Below are 24,262 nucleotides of genomic sequence, written 5' to 3'. Positions count from 1 at the left end.
CATATCGCAGGTGATCGTGGCCAACAACCAGGCGATGGATGTCTACGTTCCGGGTCAGCAGCCTCCGAATGGCGCAGCCGCTCTCGTGCGGCCATCGTGGACGGGCAACAGCAAAACGTGGGTCGGCTTCCGCTCGGGTACCGCAACAGGCGGCAACACCAGCGGCGATATCGGCGGCTGCCTCTAGACGGCGCATCAGTCCAGATGACTTCGTTGTTTCGATAGATGTAGCAATCTCCGGTGCGTCAGGCTCAAATCTGCCGCGCTTCAGTCGAGGAGAGTCTCATGAACCGTCGTACCTTCTTTTCGCTGACCGCCATCGCCCTGGCCAGCTCGCTGGCCGCCTGCAACACGGCCAAGACGCCGACGGAAGCGGCCAGCAAACGCCAGGAAATCGATACCAGTGTCGATGCCTCGATCAACAAGCTGTACAGTTCGACGCTAGGCTCGCGGGAACAGGGCAGCAAGGCCAAGGCCATTCTCGTCTTTCCGTCGGTGATCGCCGCGGGCCTGGTGGTCGGCGGGGAATATGGCGAAGGTGCGCTGCGCGAGGGAGGCAAGTCGGTCGGCTATTACAAGACCAGTACTGCGTCGCTTGGCTTGCAAATTGGCGCCCAGTCCAAGGCGGTGATTATGATGTTCATGACCCAGGAGGCGCTCGATAAATTCCGGGCGAGCAAGGGGTGGACCGCCGGCGCGGATGGATCGGTAGCGGTCGCGAAGACCGGCGCCAACGGTGCGCTCGACACCGCAACGACGAATGCACCGATCGTCGGTTTTGTGCTGACGAACTCGGGCCTGATGGCCAATCTCAGTTTCGAAGGCACCAAGGTCAGCAAGCTCGAGATCTAATATTGCCGCCGCAGCGCGCGACTATCGAGGCGTCTTTCCACCACGTGTGCAGGCATCCCGATGGCCTTTCCGAGGAGCTAATATGAAGATAAAGATTTTCCTTGTGGTGGCCGCCGTAGCCATGCTGGCGCGCCCGGCATTAGCCCAGCCCGAAACATCGGTGGAGGTCACGAAAGGTACAGGCACGGCCACCGTGGTCGGAACCGCAACCGTCACAGCCACAGTCGTCGCCATTGATCTAGCTACCCGTACCGTTACGCTTAAGGATAAAAGAGGCCGGGTCGTCGAGGTGGAAGTAGGCGAAGAGGCGCGAAATTTTGACCAGCTCAAGGTCGGCGACGTCGTCACTACAGAGTACCGGGAAGCGATGTCGCTGAGTCTCACGAAAGCGAGCGGCCCGCGATCCAGCTCACAGCGTTTGATAGAACAGCGGTCTGCGCCTGGGGCCAAGCCCGGAGGCACAATCGGTCGAGAAATAACGATAATGGCAGATGTCGTCGCCTTGAATGCAAAGGCGAAAACGGTCACTTTAAAGGGACCGCAAGGCAACATGGTGGATGTGATTGTGGAAGACCCCGAGCAGATGAAGCATATTCGCAAGGGGGAGCAGGTTGAGGTGGTGTACACGGAGGCGGTCGCAATATCCATCACCCCCAGCACGAACAAGTAGCAGGTCGATGAATCGACTTGTTCCGAAGTCGGCGGATGCAGCGGGGGTGGGTCTGTTCCGACTACGATGGCGATGCGTTCGGATGCGGCCATGTTCGGACATCGGTCCGCGCCTTCACGGGGGCCATTCAAAGGTCGACTCGGTGCCGGACAGTGGTCCTTCGTGCGCAGAACATGTCGGTTGCGTTTCCGATCAGCCCCCACCGCACGGCCATTCTCGCCACGCCTAGTCCACTGGCCGAGATGGCAACCATGTAGAAGTGCTTCATGCATTTTCACCGCGCCCGCGCGGCAAGGTGCAATAGTGCAGACGATCACGGTTAAAGATTGCGCGTGCGTTAACGCCTCTCCCACCACGGCGCTGCGGTGGCGATGGCCAACTCGACGGCGATGTTCTGCGCTGCCCCCGCACGGCTTGCGCTTCCACGCAGCCCGCATTATTCGTTCCTTGCAAAAGGTGACGTCGTATCCCAGACTAGACGATGCGAATGGGGCTCGCAACCTGACTCGCCCGCGCAGGTCGTTGTCGTCAATCCGCCGTATTGATGTCGGACCGTAGGGGCCGCGAAACCCGTGCCCCCTTCGTCCCGAATCGGTGTCGCGTCGGTCCCGGCGACCGGCTGCCCGGCTCCCCTGGCGCGGCAGAGGAGGCCTGCTCCCGCAAGCGCACATGGTGATTTCCAGGCCTACGAGAGGCAACCCATGAAACAGATAATGGCGTCCGCGTTAAAGGCCCTGGTCCGGGGTCTGCTCATTATCATTCCCATCTATCTTGCCGTTCTGCTGCTGCTCAAGGGAATGAAATCAGTCGGGACCCTCGTCAGCCCGTTCGCCCGGCTCCTTCCCGAGTGGCTTCCAGCCGAGGGGCTCCTGTCGCTTTTGCTATGTCTCGCGATTTGCATCGCCGTCGGTGCCTCAGTCGGCACCCGCTTGGGGCAGCGAGTCCGGAACAAGCTCGAAGCAACGGTCTTTGAGAGGATCCCCGGCTATGCGCTCATCCGCAGTCTCACACATCAGGTAGCGGGGGAGAGCCGTGAGAGCACTTGGAAGCCGGCGCTGTTCCAGAGTGACGAAGGCCTTATTCCTGCCTTCATCATCGAGGAGCTTGAGGATGGACGCTACACGGTTTTTGTCCCGTCCATCCCAACACCGTTTGCGGGGGCCGTCTTCGTTCTCGACCGTCAGCGCGTACACCCGCTGGACGTGCCATTCACGGACGCCATCAAAGTCGTTTCGCGCTGGGGCTCGGGGGCAAAGGACTTGGTCGCCGCCATGGAAAAGGGCAACTACCCTTCAGGTAAGCCGACGCACTTGGGATGATGACGATTCCCCATTTTCCGTCATCCGCACACTGCGCAACAAACGACCGATGTTTGTCCCGCAATTGCCTCGCCTGCGGCAGGCTGCCCATTCGCGACCACCCGTGGCCGGATCGAATAGCTCGACCGCAGACAACAGGTAGAACGGCTTGCCTCTTGTGGAGGAAATCAAGAGAACCTACAGTATGTAGGTGAGGAATCGGCTTTCGAAATCCAAGCGGAAATCAGGAACAGGCTGAACGGATCCGTCACCGCGCTTCATTCGCTGAAGGCAGTGAATGGGGCTCGTTGATACTCATCGGATGCTCCGCAACAGCAAGCGACTCTACGAGAACTGATCAACGTATTGAAACTTTCTCTTACGATACGGACGCGCGTGACCCGTGCCGATGCAATACGACACCTGAACTTCCGGCCGGTCAATGAGACCTTGGTCCAACAGGTCAGCAATGTCGAAGGCTGATGACGTCCAGACGCGAGCGGGGAAGCCACGCTGATCGCAGTGCCGCGCAAGGCCTCGGTTGCCAGCCGACTCGGATGTGTGGACGGTCGTAAACATCTCAAAGCGGTCGTAGAAGTGAGGCCGGGGTCAAGGTCCGGAGAGGGTCGACTTCTGCCGGATGCGGAACGGATCAATGGCGGTTACTCGCCGGTCCGGCATCGGACCGGGTTCGGCCGATTCTGTTTGCCCTGCGGTAGCGGGTCGTCGTAATGCGCCAGACGATTGCCACAGCATCTCCCGAGTGGCAGGTCAGCGCTTTACAGAACCGTGCCTGGTGAGCAAGGTTCGAGCCTCGATGAAGAAAATGGTTGGATACCGCTCGCACACCGCTTCGATGGCGTTGACGATGGATTTCAGTTCCTCCGTCATGTGCGAGTCTCCGCTCAGCAGAACCAATGCTTCGGCAGCTGCGATAGGCCCGAGGAGCGCCATAGAGTCGAGTAATAGGAGGTATGGTTCATCAAATAGTCTCTCCTCGCATATGCCGATGACCGCATCCAGGACATCTGCAGACGCCGATGAAAGCGGTGGGGAAGCAGTCAATAAGCGCAAGCGCGCGGTGAACGCATCGGGGTGCTCGAATCGCTCGATGTCTATCACGTCACGTTGAAGACGGCGGATCGGTCTATGCGCCGCATAGATATGGAGTTTGACCCGCTCAGCTATCGCTAACATTTTAGAGGGGCGGCGTAAATTCACCGGTCTCAAACAAAACTGGGTGCGGCATGATCGCGGTGACAGGTTGCGGATTTAGCATAGTTTTGAACGGACCAGTACGGTGCACGACAAGGTGCGCTAAATAACAGCGTGATTGACAAACGTGTCAAACCTATTTTTGACCGAAATTCTTTTTGAATCCGACAACACTGAGCCGGAAGCGATGCGTGGAGCATACCAGTTATGAAACGCAAGACTTTTGATATGGACTACGACTGACAATCGATAGACCCTTTGACAGTTGACAGTTGACAGTTGACAGCTGCGCGCAGCCGCCGAGCGCGCCAAGCTATTCATCTATGGCGCCGGGCGTCCGGTCAGCCGTCTCGCACTCGGGGCACCGCCCCTTGTACCGGCGTCCGCAGCAATTCTTGAAGCTGCAGTCCGAGTTTTGGGATGTCGGCTTTTCATACAACCTTACCGGTTGTTACTGGAATCGATGGCGCTGTTGGGTCCCATCACGGCGGCAGAGACGGCACGAGATGGAGCCGCGGGAAGATGGCGTTCAGCGACGCATGGTGAACTTCGGGCGCGGCGCAACTCATGGCGTCTTCGACGAGTACCAGTGAATATCCATGCTCATGCGCAGCGCGGGCCGTCGATTCGACTCCGACGTTCGTCGAAATCCCACCGAGCACAATGGTTTCGATGCCGCGACGCCGCAATTGCAGATCGAGTTCGGTCCCGTAAAAAGCGCTTCATTGACGCTTCGTGACCTTGATGTCGCGCTCCGCCAGTTCGGCGGAGAAGTCCCACCAGTTCGGCAGCGTTGCTATCGAGGCCGCTGCAATCAATGGTCCTTCAATCAACGGCTGAGCCGCTATCTCGTTCGTGACTGGAACCACGCGGACGCGACACTTCAGGAGACTGCGCACCGTTTTCTGCAACTGCAAGGCTTGCCCCCGAGCTACCGGACCAACGTGCATCCTCCATGCTATTTCCTTCGACTTGCCACGCCAATTTTGTGGGTTGGACATCCTAGACCTCCGTCTGCGCCATAGCCACCTGAAAACGCGCTATGGCTCTCTATTCCCTCTCGCAGCGGGCTTGCGGCCGCGCTCATTTCCCCATGAATCTGATGATTTGCTCGGCGACGGCGCGGGGCGCTTCTTCGGGCATATAGTGCCCACAGCCAGCAAACACACCACCCCGCACATCCGCCGCGACTAAGCGCATCGTGTCGAGCAGCAGTGCTCCAACTCCGCTCTCCGCGCCGATAGCGAGTACCGGCATGGCGAGCTTGCGCTCGGCGCGGGCCCGAGTGTGCGCGATTCCTTCGGGCCCGAGATTGTGTCGTTGGTAGGAAAGCGCCGCCCGCGTCGCGCCGGGGGCGGCGTTGACGCGTACATATTCACCGAGATCCGCCGGTGTGATCGTCCAGGGACGAACGGATTTGGCCCTGAACAGCCAGGTCAGGAGCTCCCGTTCGCGCCCCTGCAGCAGGATCTCCGGCAGGTCATCGAGCCGGTTGAAGGCCAGGTGCCAGCTCTTCACATTCGCCTCCGCCGAGGGAATGCCGGCCGGAGGCGGTGGGGTTATACCGGGCAGCGCCGCGTCGAACACGGCGAGCCGCTTCACGTCGCCCGGCCATTCGGCCGCATAGGCATAGACGATCCAGGTGCCGAGATCGTGACCGACGATGTCGACAGGCCCGTTCGCCGTCAGTTTCAGCACCTCGACGAAATCATGAAGCTCGGCGGCCACGGTGCGCATCTCGTAGCCAGAGGCCGGCCGATCGGAGTCGCCCATGCCGCGCGGGTCGAGCGCGATCACGCGCCGGCCGGCCTTGGCGAGCAGCGGCATCACATAGCGCCATGCGAACCAGCTCTGCGGCCAGCCGGGCAGCAGCAGGATCGGCGCGCCGCTGCCGCCTTCGACGAAATGCAGCCGAACGCCCTTGATAACGACGGTATCGTGGTGGAACTGTGTCCAGAACGTCGCAGGGTCGAAGGGCGGCAACGTGTCCGCGGCGGAGGTTTGAACGACGTCACGCGCCACGGTGTACCCCTGGTCGGGTCTGGGTGATCAGCGGTCGCCTCCAATCGCTTGGTGGGACTGGTTTAGCGGGGTGGGTTGGCATCGCTGGTTCCATATAGAAAGAGATTGCTTCCAAATTAGGCAAATACTCAGTCGAGCAGCGTCAACGCGCTATCGACAAGACTCGTCATCTCCTCACGGGAGCGGCCGGTTTTACCCAGGACACGCATTCCCTGCACCACGCAGAGGAGCAGGCGGGCGGTGACGGCAGCATCGACCCGTGAGGATACGGAGCCATCTTCCTGTCCCTCTCGAATGAACTCGACGAGACGCTTTTCTTGGCTCGCGAGCACAGCGGCAACGCGCTTCGCCATTTCGGGATCGGAGCTTGCGAGATCGACAGCGCTGCCCACAACGAAGCAGCCGCGCCGGCCGGTCTTGCCGTGGCTGTATTCGGCATAGACGGCAAGTACGGCCCTGACCTTGTCGCGTCCGGTTCGTGTGTTTGCCAGCTCCTGCGCTAGCCGCTCGCTGCGCAGCATGACGTAGCGCTCGAACGCGGCCAGGAAGACGCCGCGCTTGTCGCGGAAGGCCTTGTAGAGGCTGCCTTCGGCGATCTCCATCGCAGCCGTGAGCTTGCCCAGCGAGGTGGCGTGATAGCCGTACTCACTGAACGTGCCGATTGCCCTGTCCAGCGCGCCATCGAGATCGAACTCCCGTGGGCGTCCGGGACTGCGAGGCCCTGGAGAAGGTGTGACTGATCTGTTCATGGTCGGGATTATAGGAAGAGATCACTTCCTAATCAAGTCTGAAAACGATGATCTTCGATCTGTCTGCGGTTCACTGTTTTGGGCAAGCGTACGCGGAGAGCATGTGGACGGGCATCCCGACTACCGGTTACGTATGCAATGGCCGCTTCGGTTCCGAAGGCGGTCATTACATGAATGACGCGCCCGAAGGGCCGTTCCGGGTCGGCTAGGGAAATTCAAGTCGCCAGAAAAAAGCCCCATACGACTGTGGGCATAGGCATCGCCGATATCGGGCGTCACCACGTACACGGTTTGCACATTTCGGACGTGTGCGACTTGATCAACGACGCTCCGTTCGAAAGCTGACATAACGCTTTCGGCGGACACGGTGCGCAAGGTAATCGCATCCAACAGCAGCGCTTTCGCCCGTCCACACGAAGGTCACGAACACAGCGCCGGATTTTAGCCGGCCGCCGCTCGCTGGAGGGTCCGGTGCCACCGAACGATTCCTCAGCGACGCTTCATGCATGGCAGGCCGACAGGTGCCGATCGGAGCCAAAAAAAATTTGCATCTACGAGCATATGCTTCTATATTACCGAGAACGAGCATATACTCTTAACTGTTCAGAGGATCAAAGCCATGAGCGAATCGACCATTCTTGTAAGCGGCGCAACCGGCCGTACCGGCGGTGCAGCCATCGACGAACTGCTTCAGATGGGCAAGCGCGTACGCGCTTACGTGCGCTCGGACGACGAGCGCGCAGCGGCGCTGCGGGCGCGCGGCGTGGCTACCGCCTTTGGAGATTTCACCGACATCGACGACATCCGTGCAGCCATGGAGGGTGTCAGCTCGGCCTACTTTCTTCACCCGATCGCACCGGGGATTATCGGAGCGGCAGCATATTTTGCGCAGGCCGCGAAGGAAGCAGGCGTGACTGCGCTCGTCAACATGTCGCAGATTTCGGCGCGGCGCGAGTCGACCAGCCATGCGGCGCAGGACCACTGGATTTCCGAGCAGGTCTTCGACTGGTCCGGTATTCCCACCACGCATTTGCGCCCCACATTCTTTGCGGATTGGCTCGTCTACCCGCATTTTGCAAAGGAAATCTGGGCCAGAAAGAAGATCGATTTTCCGTTCGAAAACGGTCGCCACGCTCCGATCAGCACGGACGACCAGGGCAGGGTCATAGCCCACATTCTGGCGAATCCGGCAGGCCATGGAGGCAAGACTTACACTCTCCACGGCCCGGTGGAGATGAACCAGACAGAAATCGCTGCGGCCATGAGCGAGGTGCTCGGCGTGGCGATCGAATACGCACCGACCTCGATCGAAGCCTTCAAGCAACAGATGGAGCAGGTGTACAAGTTCCCTTCGTTCCTTGTGCAGCACCTCGTGGAAGTCGCGCAGCACTATCGAGAAGGGGTATTCCAGGGTACTAACGATGCCGTCGAGAAAATCACCGGGACGCCGGCGCTTTCCGTCCCGGCTTTCATCGAGAAGTATCGGGGCGCTTTTGCCTGACGAACTCGAGGTGCCCGGGCAATTTAACCAAGGTTGAGGGGGACGCGAGATGCTGCCGGAAAACCAACCCATCGGGGTCGATCAATGCAATTGCTTTACGGTGAGGAAGGCCGCCCGTCAGATCTCGCGTCTTTACGACGCATATCTCCAGCCGTCCGGCCTTCGCATTACGCAGTTTCTTATCCTGGCGACCCTGAATGAACAGCAGAGCGCCTCGATTAATGCTCTCGCCGAGCGGCTCGACATCGAACGAACAGCCATGGGAAAGATGGTCGGCTTTCTGGAACGCGATAGTTTCGTGAAGATGCGACCGTCTCCCACGGACGGTCGCATCCGTATCGTCGAACTCACCCCCGAGGGGGCGGACCTTTTTGAGCGGGCGGCGCCGCTCTGGCTCGAAGCGCAGCGTCAGTTCAGCATCATGAACGGCCCAAAAAATGTGGCCGTGCTGCGCCGGAGCCTTTCCAAGATGAAGGTCGACGATGGGGCGACCTCTTCCGCCGAATGATAGCTTGTCTGTCGATCGCCGACATATTCGGCAGTGATCGGCCAGTTGCCGACGTTGGCCCGAGCACTCGCGTGGACATTCGAACGGCGGCTGCGCTCTGAAAGCTGCCACTGTGACGACGCCAAGCACTCAACGGGGGAAGCGTGCACGCCGCTGTGCAATGCTTCCGACGATCACGACGAACGCATCACCTCGGATGCTCGAGCCTTAGGGCAGCGCGCAGCACAAGGTAAGCATCCGACGACAACCTTCACACAACAGATGGCGTTTCAGTTCGTGTCAGCCATCCGTGTCGAAGGTTGCTAGAGGCGTATCCTATGGCTACTGACAGGGGATACGCGTCATGGACGTCCGCCAACTCAAGTATTTTGTGACCATTGTCGACTCGAGCAGCTTATCGAAGGCCGCTGAGCGACTATTTGTGGCTCAGCCATCGTTGAGCCAGCAGATACTGATCAGACGTTCTCTGAGGAGCCAATGTTGGCAAAATAGCGACGGAACTGCGATTTTGATGTCGTCAGCGAGGACGAACCAATGGGCCACGTCTTCTCGGGTCTGCTGTCGCCAAGCAGCAATGTGCGGCGACAAAAACCCATCCGGTGGTAGCTTCATCATCGATCAATCAATGCACTGGGAAAGCGCCAATTTTATAACCTTGGTTGCATTGTAAAAGCACCGTCCGATTGCAGAGACTGGAATCACGTGGACAGCGTGAGTCGTGGCTCACGTTGGCCCAGGAACGAAGCGAGGTGGTCGTTGAAGGCTCCGGGCTGTTCAAGATATGGGAGGTGGCCGGCGTCCTCCAAGTGAACGACCGATGAATATGGGATGAACCTATGCATTTCCTCGACGCAATATTCGGGCACGAAGCCATCATGCATGCCGCGTACCAGCATCGTCGGCGCCATGACCTGCGGCAGCAAGGGGCGTTGGTCGTATTCGATGAGCTCGTTGAAGATCGACTGGATATGTGTTGCATTCAACTGCAACGCGGCACGCCGGAAACCGTTGGCGATGGCTGGGTGATCCTGTACTCCCATCAGCGCGATCAGTTGATTCGCCCACAATTGGGATCCGCCTGGTTGCCCCAGCATCGCATAAAGCCTGGTGCGCTCAAGGCGATCCTGCTGTTCAAGGTGGGCAAAGGCATTGACAACTACCAATCGGCGTACGCGTGTCGGCATCCTCGCGGCGAGATCCAGGCCTACCCGCGCGCCCTTGGAAAGGCCGCACAGATCCGCCGCCTCGATGTCCAAATGATCGAGCAATGCCGCCAAGACGGTCCAGTAAGCCGAGAACTTCACCTCTCGTCCTTCCGACGCTCCATGACCCGGCAATTCGAGGCAAATGACCCGTTGTCGAACGGCGAAGTGTTGCCGCTGATACGTCCAATTCGATGCTCGCCCGCCTAGGCCGTGAAGTAAAACCAAGGGGCTTCCTTGTCCCTCGTCCGTGTAGTGGATTCGGTGGGATTCCCAGGGCATGTACATAGGCTTGTGCGTTTTCAAAATTCGATTTGGTCTGGAAGCGGTGAAATCATGAGGGTTGTATCTCTTCCCCAGGTGGCGTCGGCCGAATGCGATCGTCCGCCCCCGCGCGACGGAACAGTCCTGGTCCAATTCCGTAACGACGCTTGAAGGCCCGGTTGAAGGCGGCTTCCGATTGGTATCCCACGCCCTCGCTGATATCCCCGATGCTGCGGTGCGTCCTGTTCAACCATTGGGCGGCCTGGGTCATGCGGATGGACAGGAGAAGCTCCGCCGGAGTGGTGCCTACTACAACGCGGAAGTTGCGCACAAAGGTGGCACGTGACATGCCACATACATGCGCCAGGTGCTCGAGTGTCCATGCCTTCCCCAGTTCGGCCAGCATGGCATGGAGTGCACGATTCAACTTGGGATCGGCCAATAGAGAGAACAACCCAGGCACAGTATGTGCCTGTTCGAGCCAGGCACGGAGCAAAAGTAATAGAAGCGCCGAGGCGAGATGCGAAACGACCGCGCTGGCACCGGGGCGCGGCTCATTCGTTTCGTCCCTTAGGAGCTTGACCAAGGCCTGCAACCCGACGAACTCGGTTCTGTCGGCAGTGCGTACCAGCACAATATCGGGTAGCGCATCGATGAGCGTGCGCGAGCCCGCGGCGTCGAAGTGGAATTGTCCGCACAAGATGTCAGTCGCTGGACCGGCAGCCTCGTTCGTCAGCCTGATTACCGGCGTCTCGCGGTACATCGTGTACATCGGCGTTCCGTCATCGGAGTCGGGGGTATAGAGCAGATGAGCATGACCACGAGGAAAGACGAGCATGTCGCCGGTCTGCAAGGCGAGGGCGTTGTGGCCATCGATGTCGACCATCGCCGCGCCCTCGACCACCAGGTGATACGGGGCGACATGTGCAGGCGCAACCGGGTGTGCCATCCTCCACGGAGCATGGAAACGACAGCGTGTATCCAACTCCGTACGTACCGGATGCAGCAGGAGAAGCTGGCTGAGAGTATCTTGAGGAAGCAATATGGGTCCACCCAATCGGTTGTCGTCAATCCGTTCATATTGCACTGCCGAGCAGAATCGTGCACGGCAGTGCTGTCGGGGGTTTAGACCTCCTGCTCGGGATTGACGGCCGAATCCACGATCACGTCAGTGTCCCGGCGCGTGATCTCAGAGGTCGCGATGCTGCGGATATGCGGTGTCGGCTTGCTGTGCACGGCGAGGCTGAAGAGATCGGGGCGCGAATAGTGCCCGACGGAATCCCTGATGCGCTTGGAATTGGTGATTTCGGAAAAATCCAGATCGGCGACCAGGATACCTTCGCCGTCAGTCAGCGGCGGAACGATATGCTGGCCGTCGGGACCGATGATTGCGGTCATGCAGCCGCCGGTCAGCACCTGCTGCATCCCAGGATCGTCGACGATCCTGGCGCGCTGTTCGTCAGTCAGCCACGCAGTGGCGTTCACCACGAAGCAGCCGCTCTCCAGCGCGTGGTTCATCAGCTGGGTTTCGGTCTGCTTGCTGAAGACGGGGCCGAAGATCGAGCCGATATAGGTGGAGATGTGGATTTCCTCGTGCTGGGCGATCAGCGAGAAGCGCGCCAGCGGGTTGTAGTGTTCCCAGCATGTCAGCGCACCCAGGCGTCCCACGGTGCTGTCCACCACCTTGATGCTCGTGCCATCGCCTTCGTCCCAGATCAGGCGCTCGTGCGGTGCCGGCGAAATCTTGCGATGTTTCTGGATGAGCGAACCATCTACGTCGAAGATGAGTTGTGTGTTGTAGAGCGACCCATGGTCGCGTTCGGTGACGCCCACAGCCAGCACGACCCGATGGCGACGCGCGGCTTCGCTGAGCGATTCCGTCACCGGGCCCGGGATATGGACCGCGTTCTCATAGAGGCGGTTCTGTTCCGCGCCCATGGCTGCGGCCGGCAGGACGGCGGAGAAGTACGGATAGTAGGGAATGAACGTTTCGGGGAAGACGACGAGCTGGGCGCCCTTGGAGGCGGCTTCAGCGACCGCGCTGAGTACCCGGTGCAGCGTTCCTTCGGTGGATTCCAAATCCGGGGCGTATTGGACTGCCGCAACGCGGACCGTCCTGGATTGCGATTTCTGTTGAACCATAGGGAGTAGGTGCCTAAAAAAGTGATTGGGATCTTCGCTGGATCGTCCATGGCCAGGCCCCATGCGTTGTTGGCAATGGCGAACGGTTCGAAGTTTCGAAATAGCAGGATCGCTACGTCTACCGCCAGTCTAGGCACGTCAACTGATTCCTTCAATGCTCCATATAGTCATTGTATTGCTCAAAAGGCTCAATCTGGAAAATACGGTTTCGCCGGCTTCTGACACCGACAGCCGGTTGGCGAGGTTCTTTTCCACAGCGATGACGCGTAACTTCGCGCGGCGCAGGACGGTGTGGTCGGTCGGCCACCATGTGTGTCGCGCTTAGGGCTGCGTCAGGCACTGCCTGGTGAGCCTGGTATCCGCACGACCGACGCCGGCGTCGACCTGAACCGCAACTTCATCGACCATGACGCCGGTGCGCCCACGAACGAGACCGCGCCAAAGCGGGGGCTCTATGCCGCAATATCGTGAGCGTGCTCGTTGCTCGCGAGCGTCGGATACCATCGCTCGAAGCATGATCGCAACTGCTCATTCAGGACGGCCGTCCTTACCTGGAGAAGGCCTTGCGCATGAGCCGGTCGCCCCGCCATCTGCTGCCGCTTCACAAAACGCTTGCTGACCACCTGGTTGACAGCCGACTCGACGAAGCTCGAGGTGATTGGCTCGCCATGACGGTAGCGGTCTCCGTAGTTCACGATAAAGCGCTGGTTGTTCTCGAGGTAACCGATGAACTCCGCCAGTTTGCCCAGCAGCCTGGTTTCCTCGGGACTGCCATCCGTGGCGCGTTCCCAGCCCAGGCTTTCAAGCCGCTGCAGTGCCGGATAGGGGCAGCCGTGCCGGAGGTGCCGCTTTGCATTGCGCAGCCCATCGATCAGCGGGGTCGACACATGGCCGTTCGTCGCGGTCCGGTAACCCTTTGATCATCTGCTCGAGATTCTGCACCCGCATGGCGACGTGAAACCAGTTGAGTACCCGCTCGCCACGATCGCCAAAGTCGAGTTGGGCACGGCGAACGGTGTCGCCGCCGTCGGACAGGAAAGTTACCGGCTGGTCCGCGCCGACGCCTTCCTGCGCAAGAAACGCCAGCATCGGTACACGGGTCGTTCAGCCGCGAAGCGCCGCTTCCCTTGAATGCCTTCAGATCTGTGCTCTGCCGCCGTCGACGAACATCTCGATGCCCGTGATGTAGCTCGCGTCATCGGAAGCGAGAAACGATACCGCTTTGGCGATCTCATCGGCTTCACCCACGCGGCCGAGCGGCGTCGTTTCGCTCACCTGCTGGCGATACGCGTCGATCTGCTCGTCGGTGAGCTTGAGCTCCGTCTTGTAGGCGGGCGTGACCACCGTGCCGGAGAGACCACATTGACACGGATGTCGCGGCCCTTGAGGTCGGACGCCCACGTCCTCGCGAACGAGCGCAACGCGGCCTTCGTCGCGGCATAGACGCCGAATGCGGGCATGCCCAGGATCGACACCATCGAACCGCGCGCTGCCTTTGATGCCGCCCGGCAGCGCGATCGTGATTACTCCGAGAAGCGCCGTTCGACCGGCGAGACAGCGAACGGCCGATTCGGGTCGACTTCTACCCGGCGCGGACCGATTAATGGCGGAGCAATCCGCAGGTCAACGTCGGACCGGAGTCGGCCCAAGTTCAGTCGTTGGGTCACGCCGCTAAGCAGACATACGGACGTCGGCTCTGCACTTGGTAAGGGACATTGCACGCCAATCTTGCGCTTCAAATCATCGCCCCGAAGGTGCCGTTCATATGAACCCGTATCGCCGCTTCAATGATGTTCGCTGCCGCGTAGCGCCGTCGCCCAGGCATTTTGGCGCAGCGTCAAGACGGGGAACAGGCGGGGCTGCTCGATCTCTGCGACTGGCCACTACTTTCCGAGAACGGCGAGTGCTTCCCGCAGAGGGGTGAGCGAAACTCGCACGACCCCATCAAGCGGCGAGTTCAGTTCGAGGATCAGAAATATCGCCCCGGATGACGACAGGGCACACACGAGCAACACCGCGATAGTCGTGCCGTTGCGAGGGGCGAACAAACCGAACGTCCCGAAAATAGCGACTAGCCATAACACAAGAGCTACGAGGAGCGGCATGGGAAGGGGAACTTTTTCCTTCAGAATCGCCAGCCAGCGCGTAGCGAAGACTTCATCAACAAGCAGGAGTGCACGCGTTTTGAGCTCGCGTTGCATATCGTCCCGTGGCGCAAGCCCCTCTACGAGCCGCTGAAAGTCTTCGACGCGGCCGACAGCTTCTGGGTTATCCGTTCTCGCCAGTCGGGAAGGATCATCGGAAGCTAGTGTCCCGATCGACGCCGCGTAGCTTTGCCTGAGCGCTTCGCGGATTGGTTGCGTTTCCGGTCCGTATTTGGCCAGCGTGCGGTCAAGACGAACGACGTGGGCGGCAGTGTCGAGGAGCACACTGCTGACCGAATCGAACGAGCCCTTCGCTGACGAGATCAGCAGCCCAAGTACCAATGCCGCCATGGTCGCGATCAGGCCGATTGCGAGTCTTACGCTGCCTGCCGATTCTTCACTCACGTGGTGTTCGGGTAGCACGTCGCGCAAATACGAGCCAAGCACCACGCTGCCGGATGCGCACACAAAGACAATGAAGAAAACGAAAAGGTGACGCATGTTGCCTCCGTTCTATCTCGTCGCGTGCCGGTGGCAGCAAGTGGTATCCGGCCGCCCAGAACACGTCAGACAGCCTATAAGCACTCTCAATGATTGAACCAGCGGTATTGCAGTGAAAGAGAGACGGTCTGGAAATTACCCCCGACGCGTGTTATCAGACCACTCGACCATGCCAGCTTCGCAGACCATTGCGCAGCGAGCGGAACCGACAACGTGAGGCCGTACCGTAGGCTGCGTTGGAGGTCTTGGTCCTCTACACCGTTGACGCTGGTCCGGCCTCCCGCAAAGTACGTCATGTCCGCCGCGAGCCACAATCCAGGCCGCCACGTATAACCGCCATGCCACTGAAAAACGGGCATTGGCGCCTGGCTGCGCTGATGGCCTCCGAAAAAATCATCGTTGTCGGTGAACAGCCATACGCCGGCCGAGCCTTCCACGAACCAGTCGCCGAATGGGTGAGAGAGGCCCAATTCCGGCTTGAACGACCAACGATTCGATCCCACGTTGATCACGCGGGACGGCACGTACTGGCCTGTCGGTGCGATAACGGTCAGACTGGCGCCCAGCGTAGTGGTGGGGGGACGCCGTGCGAATTCTTCCGGCGTAAGCGCGGGACCGCCCAGCAGGTTCACCACGACCCTGAAGTTTGCGTCGCCCAGCCCCGATCGCCACGCGTTCCCCGGCACACCTTGGACATTGCCAGTGATGTCTGCGTTGCTGTACGGTACTGCCGCGGCGATGCTGGCGACGTGTCCCGCGATTCCGAAGCTGTGGGAGTAGCCGAGCAGAAACGTGTTGATTTTGGCGTTTACATCGGTAATCGGTAGCGTGGGATCGAGCGAGACGCCACCTGTCGATCGAGCGTAGTTTGCCACCACGAAGTTCGTCCCGACAGGCACCGCCGAATAGGCGCGCGGCTCCATCTCCTGCGCCGAGATCAGCACAGACCAGAGCAGGGCAACGCAAGCCGTTGCGTGATGTACCCACCGCGCGATTTGAATCACAGGGTGGAAACGTGGCGCACGTTCGGTTGCGCCCGCGCGATCTGGCCTGGTTGATGCCGTCGACAGCGTCGCGCTTCGCATTTTCCAAAATGGCACGCATTCTCTGCCGAGTTAATCGCTCCCGTCCGCCGCAGAGAGCGTTTCCGCACGCCGGCGAGAGAAGGGATTCACAGGCCACTGCCGATCAATAAGTTCTATGAATCAGTGACGGCGTTGTTCCACACCGGTCGCTTGGCCCGCAAAAGGCAACCGGCGTAAAAGCAAACGTGCGGAGGTTGTGTGTCCGGCACGCTAGCGATCCAGTTGTTCCTGAGGGCAGACGCCCTCATGGCGCCGCTTCGGCTTCAGCTCCTCACGGGGCGGTCGGTTCACGCCACGCCAGTCCGGGAAGCTTTCTGAATCGCTTTCGGCAGCCCTTGCTTTTATAGTGATAGTTGTTCTCACTTCGGTTTAACGTATTGCGACAGTTCGGGAAAAGCAGCGCTTGCGAGCTCGTCTAGTAGTGGTTTCACCGTGTCTAGCGTGACCACCTCTTGCCCGGCAACCTTGGCGAGGCGCTCGCCTGTACCGACCCGCACCCTCTGACCTAGCAACTCACCCGTAACGCTATCCGTTCCCTCCACTTCGATCACGACGAACGCCTGCTGCGGCGTACCGGTCGCGGCCCTTGTGGCCATCGTGGCGACAAAAGCCATCGGCACATACTGGTAAGGTTTGAGGCCCTCTTCTTGCGTGGCGATGCTCGTAAACGCTGCGCGAATGCGCAGCACTCCAGGCCCCGGACGATCGACCACCATAAATCGCTGGCTCAGTGACCGTCTCAGTGCGTCGTTGGCATAGGCCAGAATTTGTTGTAGCGTCGCCGCGCTCACTTGCTCGCTAGGCCGTGGCTCAGGATAGAAAACGAGTGGATCGAGCAGTATCGCGTTGTAGTTGGCTGGCGTAAGCTTGGGGCTCACCCATGTCCGAAGGCTTCGACCGGGTGGCAGATTTGAATAGTCCCGCAGGAAGCCCGAATTCTGCGTCGTATTTGTACCTGTATGTGATGATGACGCACATGCTCCCAACATCGCTGCGATGACAGCGATGCCAACCTTGCCTGCTATCGATTTCTTCACGACTGATCTCCTTCGTTTGCTGTTGGCCGAAGCGGAGTCGAACTGCTGTGCGCTTTATTAAAACGAAGCACGAAGCGTGAAGTAAGACTAGATGGCGGAGTTGATGCTGATGGGGCGCGGGAGTGATGCCAATTCTTACTTTTATAGTCGATCGGAGCCAAGAAAGCCAATCGTGCTAGTCGTTCTGTCTGCGCTGGCGACGGTTGCTCGCGGGTAATGAACAGGGTACGGATCGATAACGATGAGAGACTTCAACGCCCGAAGTTGCCCTTCTCGACTGTACGACGGCGGTAGCCATCGCACCATCCAGAAAGCCACGCCAGCCAGCTGATCAGGCCAAGGCCCAAAAACTCAATCCTTGCTCGTTAATAGCATGGCAAGGGGACGCGTCGACTCGAATGACGAGAAGCCGATCACGAGACTAACCGTAATAGGAACGGCCAAGAACGCACCGGCCACTCCCCAGATCGAGGACCAGATCGCCACGCTCACGAGGATCACAAAGGGACTGAGATTCAACGATTCACCCATAAGATAAGGATCGACCAGATTTCCGACAACGAAGTTGATTACCGAAAGCGAGGCGAACACGAGTAAGACCTCGTTCCATTGTCCGAATTGAAGGGCGGCGATGAGGGTTGGAAAGGCCACTGCAACCACCGACCCGATGTAAGGGACGAAATTGAGAATCGCAATCAGAACGGCCCACAATTCGGCCAGTTCGAGCCCGACGACGCGCATGCAAACCCAGCTGAGGAGACCGACGATTACGCCGAGCAGCGCCTTGAGCGCGAGATACATACCGATCTTGGCGTTTATCTCATTTACGATGGCCACGACGTGCATCGCCGCTGGGTTGTCCGCTATCTGCGCCAGTCTTCTGCGAAATCGCGCATATTCGGCGAGGAGAAATGCGGTGTAGAGCGCCACAACGTAGATCGTCACGATCAAGCCCGATAGGGACGCTAACGCGGCCGTGACGATGCTCTGGAGATTGACTCTGGCGAGCATGTCACGTCGAATGGACTCCCAGGTCGGTTCGGTTTGTGCCTGCAAGACCGCAGCGATTTTACCGACCAACGCAAGCAGAGTTGCCTGATACTTCGGGGCGAGTGCGAGCAGGCGGTCCCTGTCAGATATGAGCAGGCCAATGGACACATAGATCGCAACCACCATGAGAGCGATTGCTATCGAAACGGATGCCTACCGGAAGCTTAGAGCCGATGTATGGAACCCGCTGGAACAGGTTCGCAATGCCGAGGACGACATAGGTGGCTATCACGCCGAACGCTATCGGAACCAGTACGGGCCGACCAATATAGAGAATCCACCCGATAACGGTAGAAACGACGACAGCGCATGTAACCTTCAATAGCCCGCCGTTCAATGTTCCTCCCGCGCTTGAATCAGAGAACGTCGATTGCGCTCGCGATCCGAGACAGGCCCGGCTTCCCCAAGTCGAGTCTGGCGAACGGACGTTTTATGCGACTACGTTATTATGTTTCATAGGTCGAACTCGCACTCGTCGCCTGCGCCAAGATACCCGATAAATGCCAGGCGCCATAGCGTGAGCGATGTTGACGCGATGGAAGGCAGCCCCCGAGCGCGATAGCGCGGTGTTTCAACCCGCTTAAATGTAGCGCAGTGGACTTCATCCTGAAGTCGGCTGAGGAAGTGGTGCCTTCGTCGGAGAACTCGGAGCTTCGCTACGGGAGCGTGGTCCTGCCTTCACTGGAGCCAGGAGTGGTGACCGGCACAACCGCTGCCGACGGGGTCGGCGCTACCGCAGCGTTGACAAGAAATCCAGTCGAAGCGAGGAAAATCACCAATGACAATACAAAGCCCATGGAGTATGCCTCCTCGGTGCCGACTAGCGGGCCAGCATTCGCTTTCTGACTTCTATATCCTAGACTACAACAAGGCATCATTTCAAACCTGCCGCAGCCGGTCCTCGGCAAGTTCACGACAGATCATTGACACGCTCCCTCTGGCAAAACGACGACCGCAGACGGCATTTATGAGCATTAGGCTTGCGCGCGCTGCCTATCTGACTGGTTTGGGCTAAGGCTCATTCTGTCGGCAGCTATAGGGCCAAAAAGCCCACAGCGTCCAACTTTGATTGCCGTAGCAAGCGCCATCTTCGCGACGCTGCCAAACGACGCCAGATATGGAGGAGCGAAGGGAGTGCCGGAACACGGCCGGGAGCGAATCACGTTGCCCGGTGCACTATTACCTACATACCTGAAGGCACAGGCGTCGCCCTAGGTAGCACGGAATGACACTGTCAGAGTCCGACACACCAACCTGGGCCACTGACGTCAGGTCGCTCCTCGGGCGATCCCCATGCCGCAGACTCTTGAGTACGCTGACGCGGACGGCCTATTGGTCTTTGCTACGTTTGAACTGCAAGTGGGTGATGTCAGCCGGAAAAAACATCTCCCACGCCCACTCAACGGAGATGCGCAGTTTTCGCCTCAGCGTGGGCATCTGCGAGAGGTAATAGGCGCGCCACAACAGCCAGGCGGGCAGACCAGAGAGCGGCAGACCTCGCACTTGAGCCACGCCTTTCATGTGGCCTACGGTCGCGATCATGCCACGGGCCCGATAGTTAAAGTCCGCAGTCTTCTTGCCGGCAATATGGCGGCGCAGATTCAGTGCGAGGTGTCGCGCCTGACGCACCGCGAACTGGGCAGTGGGCGGTGAAGGCTTCCCATCAAGCGCATTGGGGACCAACGCGCAGTCTCCCAGCGCCCACATCCCGGGCAAGCTAGGCACCGACATGTCGCCAGCTACGACGATGCGGCCGCGCTCCAGATTTAACTTTAGCCTGGCAGCCAGGTGCTCGGCCAGCGTATTAGGCCGCGTGCCGATGGTGCAAACAACGGTGCGGGCAGCCAGCAGTTCGCCGTCGCCCAGACACACGTCGCCAGCGCGGACTTCGCTGGCGCGTGTTTGCAAACGAACATCGACGCCGCGGCGACGAAGCGAATGCTCTGCCGCGACGCCAAGGGCGGGGAGTAGCTCCGGCAGCAGATGGGCACCGCCGTGCACCACTGTCACGCGTACTTCGTCCTTCTGCACGCGCGGATAATAGCGACGAATGCCCGCGAGGCAGTCGACTAATTCGCCCGCGACCTCCACCCCTGAAAACCCGCCGCCAATGACGACAAAGTGCCCGAGCGCCCGGCGCACAACGATGTCAGTCTCCAGTTCAATCTGCGCCAGCCGACGGAGCACCTGGTTGCGGATTTCCATGGCGTCGCCCACTGTCTTGAGCGGAAACGAGTGCTCTGCCATGCCGGGAATAAAATCATTGTGCGCCCGGTTTCCGAAGGCCAATACCAACTGCTCATATGGCACCAGCATCAGACCCGCCAGTGTGTGGCATAACACGGTGCGGCGCTCAGCGTCGACGTCCCTCACCCTGCCCATGATGAAACGGCTGCACTCGCGCGCGTCCAGCACTTCGCGTATCGGCGCGACTACATGTTCGGGAAATATAGAGGCTCCTACTGCTTCAGACAACAGGGGGTTGAAGGTGGTGTAACTGTTTTCGCTGATTAATACGAGTTGATATCCAGACGGAATTTGGTGATGTAAAGCACGTGCTAGTTCCATGCCACCAAAGCCACCGCCCACGACCACGATATTCGGCATCGCGTCCGTTCCGGGCACCCGTTGAACTGGTTTCATGGGTTTATATACCTGGCTATCGCGGGCACTCGCCGTATCGACACATATATCATTTGATCGAGCGTAACGTTATGGACGGCGATCAGCATGAATGAGAGGCCAGCACTGGCCGAGCGACCAGCCGCGGCTCGATTATTCTCTCTTCCAAAGGATAGGCGTTCGTGTTTGTGGGGCAATTTCACCGTTAACTGCAGGTCGACAACGATATCCGATGCTACGCTATGTCATCCGTCAATGTGGTCTGGAAGACGCTGATCAGTGGGAATTTGTTTAAGTATTCCATTCCCATTCTATCTTCGTTGGCCGGCGCAAACAAAGATCGGTAAGGGTTGTGGCACTGGCGCGACCTTCTCGCCGTGGGCCGAACAATGCGACTCCATCAGGCTGTCCTTCAGCGCTGCGCGGCCGTACGGTTCGCCTGCAGCGCTATCTAGACGTTTCGGCAACAACGCGAGACTTCGCATGCGGCAGTCGTCTAACGGTGCGGAGAAGGTAAGTGATGAGGAAAGCCTGAGGGATTACTCAAATCTCGCGGAGACCAAGGACGCCCGCGGTAATACCATTTGGGCCTGGGTGAGCCCCAAACTCACGCCCGCCAACTACACTGCCATACTGGTCGACCCGCTTGTCTTTTACACGGAGCCTAGGCCGAGCGAGCAAGTGAGCGCCGAGACGCTGAAACAAATTCTCGCCTACTCCAACGACACACTTAAGCGGTCATTCAGCCAGCGATTCAGGGTAGTCGATCGTGCCGGGCCCGGCGTGCTGAGGATTCGTGCCGCGTTCACCAGCGTCGCGGCGCAAGGCCAGGGCCTCAAACCCTACCAGCTCGTACCCATGGCCTTTGTGGCCACCATGGCCTTAGGGACCGCGACTGGTAAGCCGGTGCGGGCGTTCATCGTGGTCGAAGTTGAGGGAACAGACAGTGTCACTGGCGAATTGCTAGGGCAACGGGTGCGAGTGGGGATAGGCGAGCGCCTCGCCAGGGTCGCCAGTCAACAGGTCATCACGCTGGACACGCTGAAGCCGCTACTGGACGAACTGGCCGCCGGTGCATTTCCGGAACTGGAGAACCACGTCAAGCTCAAGTGAGACGGCTCGCGTCCTGCCTTGCTGGAGCGCAGCGAGAGTTCGCGCCTTCGCGATCGTAGCCCAAAGTCCGCAACTGTCGGATCGGTGAGAGGGCGTTGGAAAATGCCACGGACAAATGTGTGCGTCGCACCGGTTTGACGCCCCAGGATGCGCCTTTCATGGGGCTTCAGCAGCGGTAGAAAGGATCACCAAGTGGAACGGACAGTGTCGACTAATCAGCCCTTGAATATACGGGCCGGTCGACCCACCATCGAAAATGGGTATCAACGACGCCGCACGTGCACTAACATCATTCAAGCAGTGACAGCGCCGAAAACAGATAGTCCATGGCCCCGGCTGATCTTCGCGAGGCGTTGCGCACAAGGCCGAAGAGGTTCTGTAATGGACAACGCGATCAGAAAAGCGACCAGCGGTATCTCGGACTTCCTCAAGCTGGAGTCGGCGGGTGGTTTGTTGCTCATGGCCGCAGCAATACTCGCGCTGATCTGCAGCAACGCGCCGCTTCGGTACGCGTACGACGATATGCTGAAAATGCCTGTCGAACTGCGCTTTGGATCGTTCGAGATTGCGAAGCCCCTCCTGTTGTGGATCAACGACGGGTTGATGGCTATCTTCTTCCTCCTGGTCGGTCTGGAGGTCAAGCGCGAGGTAATGGAAGGGGAACTGTCCACTCCCGCGCAAGTGGTACTACCTGTCGCGGCTGGCTTGGGCGGAATGGTGGTCCCCGCACTCATCTATGTTCTTGTTAACCGTGGCAATGGCATGGTGTTGAATGGCTGGGCCATTCCCACAGCCACTGATATTGCATTTGCGCTCGGCATTCTTTCTCTGCTCGGCAAGCGGGTGCCGGTGTCGCTGAAAATATTCCTGACCGCGGTGGCGATTGCCGACGATTTGGGGGCGATCGTCATCATTGCGCTGTTTTATACCGCTGAGCTTTCGCTCCCGATGCTACTCATGGCAGCCATCGCCATCGCGGTGCTGACCGCCTTGAATTGGCGGAAAATCACGCGGATCGCACCTTACATTGTTGTCGGGGTGATCCTCTGGATCTTCGTTCTGAAGTCAGGCGTGCATGCGACCCTCGCAGGCGTAGCGGTCGCTTTCGCAGTACCGTTGAAGACGACGGAGGTCCACGGCCATGCACCCCTGCACCGGCTTGAACACGGTCTCCATCCCTGGGTAGCGTTCGGCGTTTTGCCGATCTTCGCTTTCGCCAACGCCGGGGTGTCGTTCGCTGGCATTACGCCTTCGGCGCTGGCAGAGCCGTTGCCGCTCGGCATCGCTGCGGGTCTTTTCGTTGGAAAACTCATCGGCGTCTGCGGGGCATGCGCCGCGCTCGTTCCGCTCGGTCTGGCGAGACTTCCTGAGGGTGCCAACTGGCGCCAGATGGTTGGCGTCGCGGCGCTGTGCGGAGTCGGCTTCACGATGAGTCTGTTCATCGGCTCCCTCGCCTTCGAAGGCCCCGAGTTTTATACGCCGCTGCGGCTTGGCGTGATCGCAGGGTCAACCATATCGGGCATTACGGGCTATCTGTTTTTCAGGTTCGCTGGGGATCATTCAAGGGCAGCCTCATCGCACGAGACTGAGTAGCCCGATCCTCAAGTAATGAGGTACATCATGAGCCTTGACACGCTCGAGACGCTGATGGCCGCTTCCCTCGTACTTCTGATCTGACGGCAGATCCTTGCCTGAAAACCGAACCTACAGCATTCCCGAACCAGTTGTCGGAGTCCTGCTTGTAGCGCTGCTGGTTTTCGTGCTGTGCGGAGTCTTTCAGATCGATGTACGCTTTCGATACAACAATTCAAGTGCCGCTGATACTTACTTTCTTCGCCACCATCGGGCTTCACGCTGATCTGGCGCGGTTGAAAGCGGGAGGGCTTCCTGCCTTCGCATGTGTATAGTTCGTTGGCAATATCTGCGCAACGGGCTCGCGGTATCAGGTTGGTATCAGGTCTTCGAGCTCGCCGTCTCGGTACTCGGCAATGTCAGCCTCGGACACTTTCTCGCGATCGCGCTGATGAGTCTGCGCCTGGGGCACCTGGCCTCGCTTGCGCTGCCGCTTTCCGCCATCCTGAGCGGGCGATCGCGATAACGTTGTACGCCATGTTTGACACCTTCGGAGTCATCGGGCGCAACTATGACGCGGCGGTGCTGGCCGCTGGGCACTGTGGTTTTGGCCTTGGGGCCACGCCGACTGCGATTGCCAACATGCAAGCTATTACGGAGCGGTTTGGCCGCTCGCGTCTAGCGTTTCTTGAAGTTGACCCAGAAAAACGGACAT

Annotated in this window: 23 protein-coding genes and 5 pseudogenes; 12 read left to right on the top strand and 16 right to left on the bottom strand. The window is 59.2% G+C overall.

Going from position 1 to position 24,262, the window contains the following annotated elements; genetic code table 11:
* The 4 genes and pseudogenes from BG61_RS43735 to BG61_RS33990 form a co-directional block, all read left to right on the top strand.
* A pseudogene (locus BG61_RS43735) lies at positions 1-187 on the top strand (hypothetical protein); the annotation flags it as partial.
* A 98-nt stretch (positions 188-285) separates the two neighbouring features.
* Entirely contained in the window at positions 286-852 is a 567-nt protein-coding gene (locus BG61_RS34000; protein WP_035936463.1) for a BPSL1445 family SYLF domain-containing lipoprotein, read from the top strand.
* An 82-nt stretch (positions 853-934) separates the two neighbouring features.
* The gene (locus BG61_RS33995; protein WP_035936466.1) at positions 935-1,522 is read left to right on the top strand and encodes a hypothetical protein; all 588 of its coding nucleotides are present in this window, start codon (positions 935-937) and stop codon (positions 1,520-1,522) included.
* Between the two features lie 701 nt (positions 1,523-2,223).
* Complete coding sequence (locus BG61_RS33990) at positions 2,224-2,841, top strand: DUF502 domain-containing protein (protein ID WP_035936472.1); 618 nt, start codon at positions 2,224-2,226, stop codon at positions 2,839-2,841.
* A gap of 750 nt (positions 2,842-3,591) precedes the next feature.
* Here BG61_RS33990 and BG61_RS33985 read toward each other — a convergent pair.
* The 5 genes and pseudogenes from BG61_RS33985 to BG61_RS33970 form a co-directional block, all read right to left on the bottom strand.
* A complete protein-coding gene (locus tag BG61_RS33985; RefSeq protein ID WP_152565262.1) occupies positions 3,592-4,041 on the bottom strand; it encodes a hypothetical protein in 450 nt (149 codons plus the stop codon).
* 476 nt (positions 4,042-4,517) lie between these two features.
* A pseudogene (locus BG61_RS42395) lies at positions 4,518-4,745 on the bottom strand (isochorismatase family protein); the annotation flags it as partial.
* 12 nt (positions 4,746-4,757) lie between these two features.
* Complete coding sequence (locus tag BG61_RS45095) at positions 4,758-5,036, bottom strand: hypothetical protein (protein WP_193788608.1); 279 nt, start codon at positions 5,034-5,036, stop codon at positions 4,758-4,760.
* Positions 5,037-5,118: 82 nt separating this feature from the next.
* Positions 5,119-6,057, bottom strand: coding sequence for an alpha/beta fold hydrolase (locus BG61_RS33975; RefSeq protein ID WP_035936478.1), 939 nt, complete (start codon positions 6,055-6,057; stop codon positions 5,119-5,121).
* A 128-nt stretch (positions 6,058-6,185) separates the two neighbouring features.
* Positions 6,186-6,806, bottom strand: coding sequence for a TetR/AcrR family transcriptional regulator (locus tag BG61_RS33970; protein ID WP_035936480.1), 621 nt, complete (start codon positions 6,804-6,806; stop codon positions 6,186-6,188).
* A 619-nt stretch (positions 6,807-7,425) separates the two neighbouring features.
* Here BG61_RS33970 and BG61_RS33965 point away from each other — a divergent pair.
* The 3 genes and pseudogenes from BG61_RS33965 to BG61_RS40755 all read left to right on the top strand — a co-directional run.
* Positions 7,426-8,307: an NmrA family NAD(P)-binding protein gene (locus BG61_RS33965; protein WP_035936481.1), complete on the top strand. Its 882-nt coding sequence runs from the start codon at positions 7,426-7,428 to the stop codon at positions 8,305-8,307.
* Positions 8,308-8,356: 49 nt separating this feature from the next.
* Positions 8,357-8,815, top strand: a complete 459-nt coding sequence (locus tag BG61_RS33960) for a MarR family winged helix-turn-helix transcriptional regulator (protein WP_035936484.1) — start codon at positions 8,357-8,359, stop codon at positions 8,813-8,815.
* Positions 8,816-9,158: 343 nt separating this feature from the next.
* A pseudogene (locus tag BG61_RS40755) lies at positions 9,159-9,266 on the top strand (LysR family transcriptional regulator); the annotation flags it as partial.
* 247 nt (positions 9,267-9,513) lie between these two features.
* On the opposite strand, the gene BG61_RS33955 reads toward BG61_RS40755, so the two are convergent.
* The 11 genes and pseudogenes from BG61_RS33955 to BG61_RS33910 all read right to left on the bottom strand — a co-directional run bounded on the left by BG61_RS33955 (position 9,514) and on the right by BG61_RS33910 (position 20,883).
* The gene (locus BG61_RS33955; RefSeq protein ID WP_232256354.1) at positions 9,514-10,299 is read right to left on the bottom strand and encodes an alpha/beta fold hydrolase; all 786 of its coding nucleotides are present in this window, start codon (positions 10,297-10,299) and stop codon (positions 9,514-9,516) included.
* A gap of 52 nt (positions 10,300-10,351) precedes the next feature.
* Entirely contained in the window at positions 10,352-11,368 is a 1,017-nt protein-coding gene (locus BG61_RS33950; protein WP_081868276.1) for an AraC family transcriptional regulator, read from the bottom strand.
* A 38-nt stretch (positions 11,369-11,406) separates the two neighbouring features.
* Positions 11,407-12,423 (bottom strand): nitrilase-related carbon-nitrogen hydrolase, encoded by a 1,017-nt coding sequence (locus tag BG61_RS33945; protein ID WP_035936488.1) that lies wholly within the window; start codon positions 12,421-12,423, stop codon positions 11,407-11,409.
* Positions 12,424-12,875: 452 nt separating this feature from the next.
* Positions 12,876-13,512: pseudogene (locus BG61_RS41540) on the bottom strand (ISKra4-like element ISBte1 family transposase); the annotation flags it as partial.
* A 48-nt stretch (positions 13,513-13,560) separates the two neighbouring features.
* Positions 13,561-13,824 carry an SDR family oxidoreductase gene (locus tag BG61_RS33935; protein WP_232256355.1) on the bottom strand — a complete coding sequence of 88 codons (264 nt, stop codon included), beginning with the start codon at positions 13,822-13,824 and terminating at the stop codon, positions 13,561-13,563.
* Positions 13,825-13,826: 2 nt separating this feature from the next.
* Positions 13,827-13,883: pseudogene (locus BG61_RS44360) on the bottom strand (hypothetical protein); the annotation flags it as partial.
* A gap of 423 nt (positions 13,884-14,306) precedes the next feature.
* Positions 14,307-15,068 carry a bestrophin-like domain gene (locus BG61_RS33930; protein WP_035936490.1) on the bottom strand — a complete coding sequence of 254 codons (762 nt, stop codon included), beginning with the start codon at positions 15,066-15,068 and terminating at the stop codon, positions 14,307-14,309.
* Between the two features lie 86 nt (positions 15,069-15,154).
* Positions 15,155-16,168, bottom strand: coding sequence for a transporter (locus tag BG61_RS33925; RefSeq protein ID WP_232256350.1), 1,014 nt, complete (start codon positions 16,166-16,168; stop codon positions 15,155-15,157).
* A 344-nt stretch (positions 16,169-16,512) separates the two neighbouring features.
* Entirely contained in the window at positions 16,513-17,190 is a 678-nt protein-coding gene (locus BG61_RS39835; RefSeq protein WP_035936493.1) for a DUF3313 domain-containing protein, read from the bottom strand.
* Positions 17,191-17,541: 351 nt separating this feature from the next.
* Complete coding sequence (locus BG61_RS33915) at positions 17,542-18,366, bottom strand: AI-2E family transporter (RefSeq protein WP_232256351.1); 825 nt, start codon at positions 18,364-18,366, stop codon at positions 17,542-17,544.
* Between the two features lie 1,203 nt (positions 18,367-19,569).
* Positions 19,570-20,883 (bottom strand): NAD(P)/FAD-dependent oxidoreductase, encoded by a 1,314-nt coding sequence (locus tag BG61_RS33910; protein WP_232256352.1) that lies wholly within the window; start codon positions 20,881-20,883, stop codon positions 19,570-19,572.
* Positions 20,884-21,345: 462 nt separating this feature from the next.
* Here BG61_RS33910 and BG61_RS33905 point away from each other — a divergent pair, with 462 nt between their 5' ends.
* The 5 genes from BG61_RS33905 to BG61_RS44750 all read left to right on the top strand — a co-directional run.
* Complete coding sequence (locus BG61_RS33905; RefSeq protein ID WP_051672983.1) at positions 21,346-21,975, top strand: DUF3313 domain-containing protein; 630 nt, start codon at positions 21,346-21,348, stop codon at positions 21,973-21,975.
* 381 nt (positions 21,976-22,356) lie between these two features.
* On the top strand, positions 22,357-23,568 hold the full coding sequence (nhaA, locus tag BG61_RS33900; RefSeq protein ID WP_051672982.1) for a Na+/H+ antiporter NhaA: 1,212 nt from the start codon (positions 22,357-22,359) through the stop codon (positions 23,566-23,568).
* A 191-nt stretch (positions 23,569-23,759) separates the two neighbouring features.
* Positions 23,760-23,882, top strand: coding sequence for a sodium/glutamate symporter (locus tag BG61_RS44355; protein ID WP_232256353.1), 123 nt, complete (start codon positions 23,760-23,762; stop codon positions 23,880-23,882).
* A complete protein-coding gene (locus BG61_RS44755) occupies positions 23,873-24,073 on the top strand; it encodes a sodium/glutamate symporter (protein ID WP_051672981.1) in 201 nt (66 codons plus the stop codon). The genes BG61_RS44355 and BG61_RS44755 overlap by 10 nt, the downstream gene beginning before the upstream one ends.
* Positions 24,074-24,084: 11 nt before the next feature.
* On the top strand, positions 24,085-24,262 hold a 178-nt coding region (locus BG61_RS44750), incomplete at its 3' end, for a sodium/glutamate symporter (RefSeq protein WP_277620888.1).

Origin of the sequence: Caballeronia glathei, assembly GCF_000698595.1 — a bacterium.
GTDB classification, from domain to species: domain Bacteria; phylum Pseudomonadota; class Gammaproteobacteria; order Burkholderiales; family Burkholderiaceae; genus Caballeronia; species Caballeronia glathei.
Note: the sequence above shows the minus strand (reverse complement) of the source record. Positions and strands in the feature narration are given on the sequence as shown.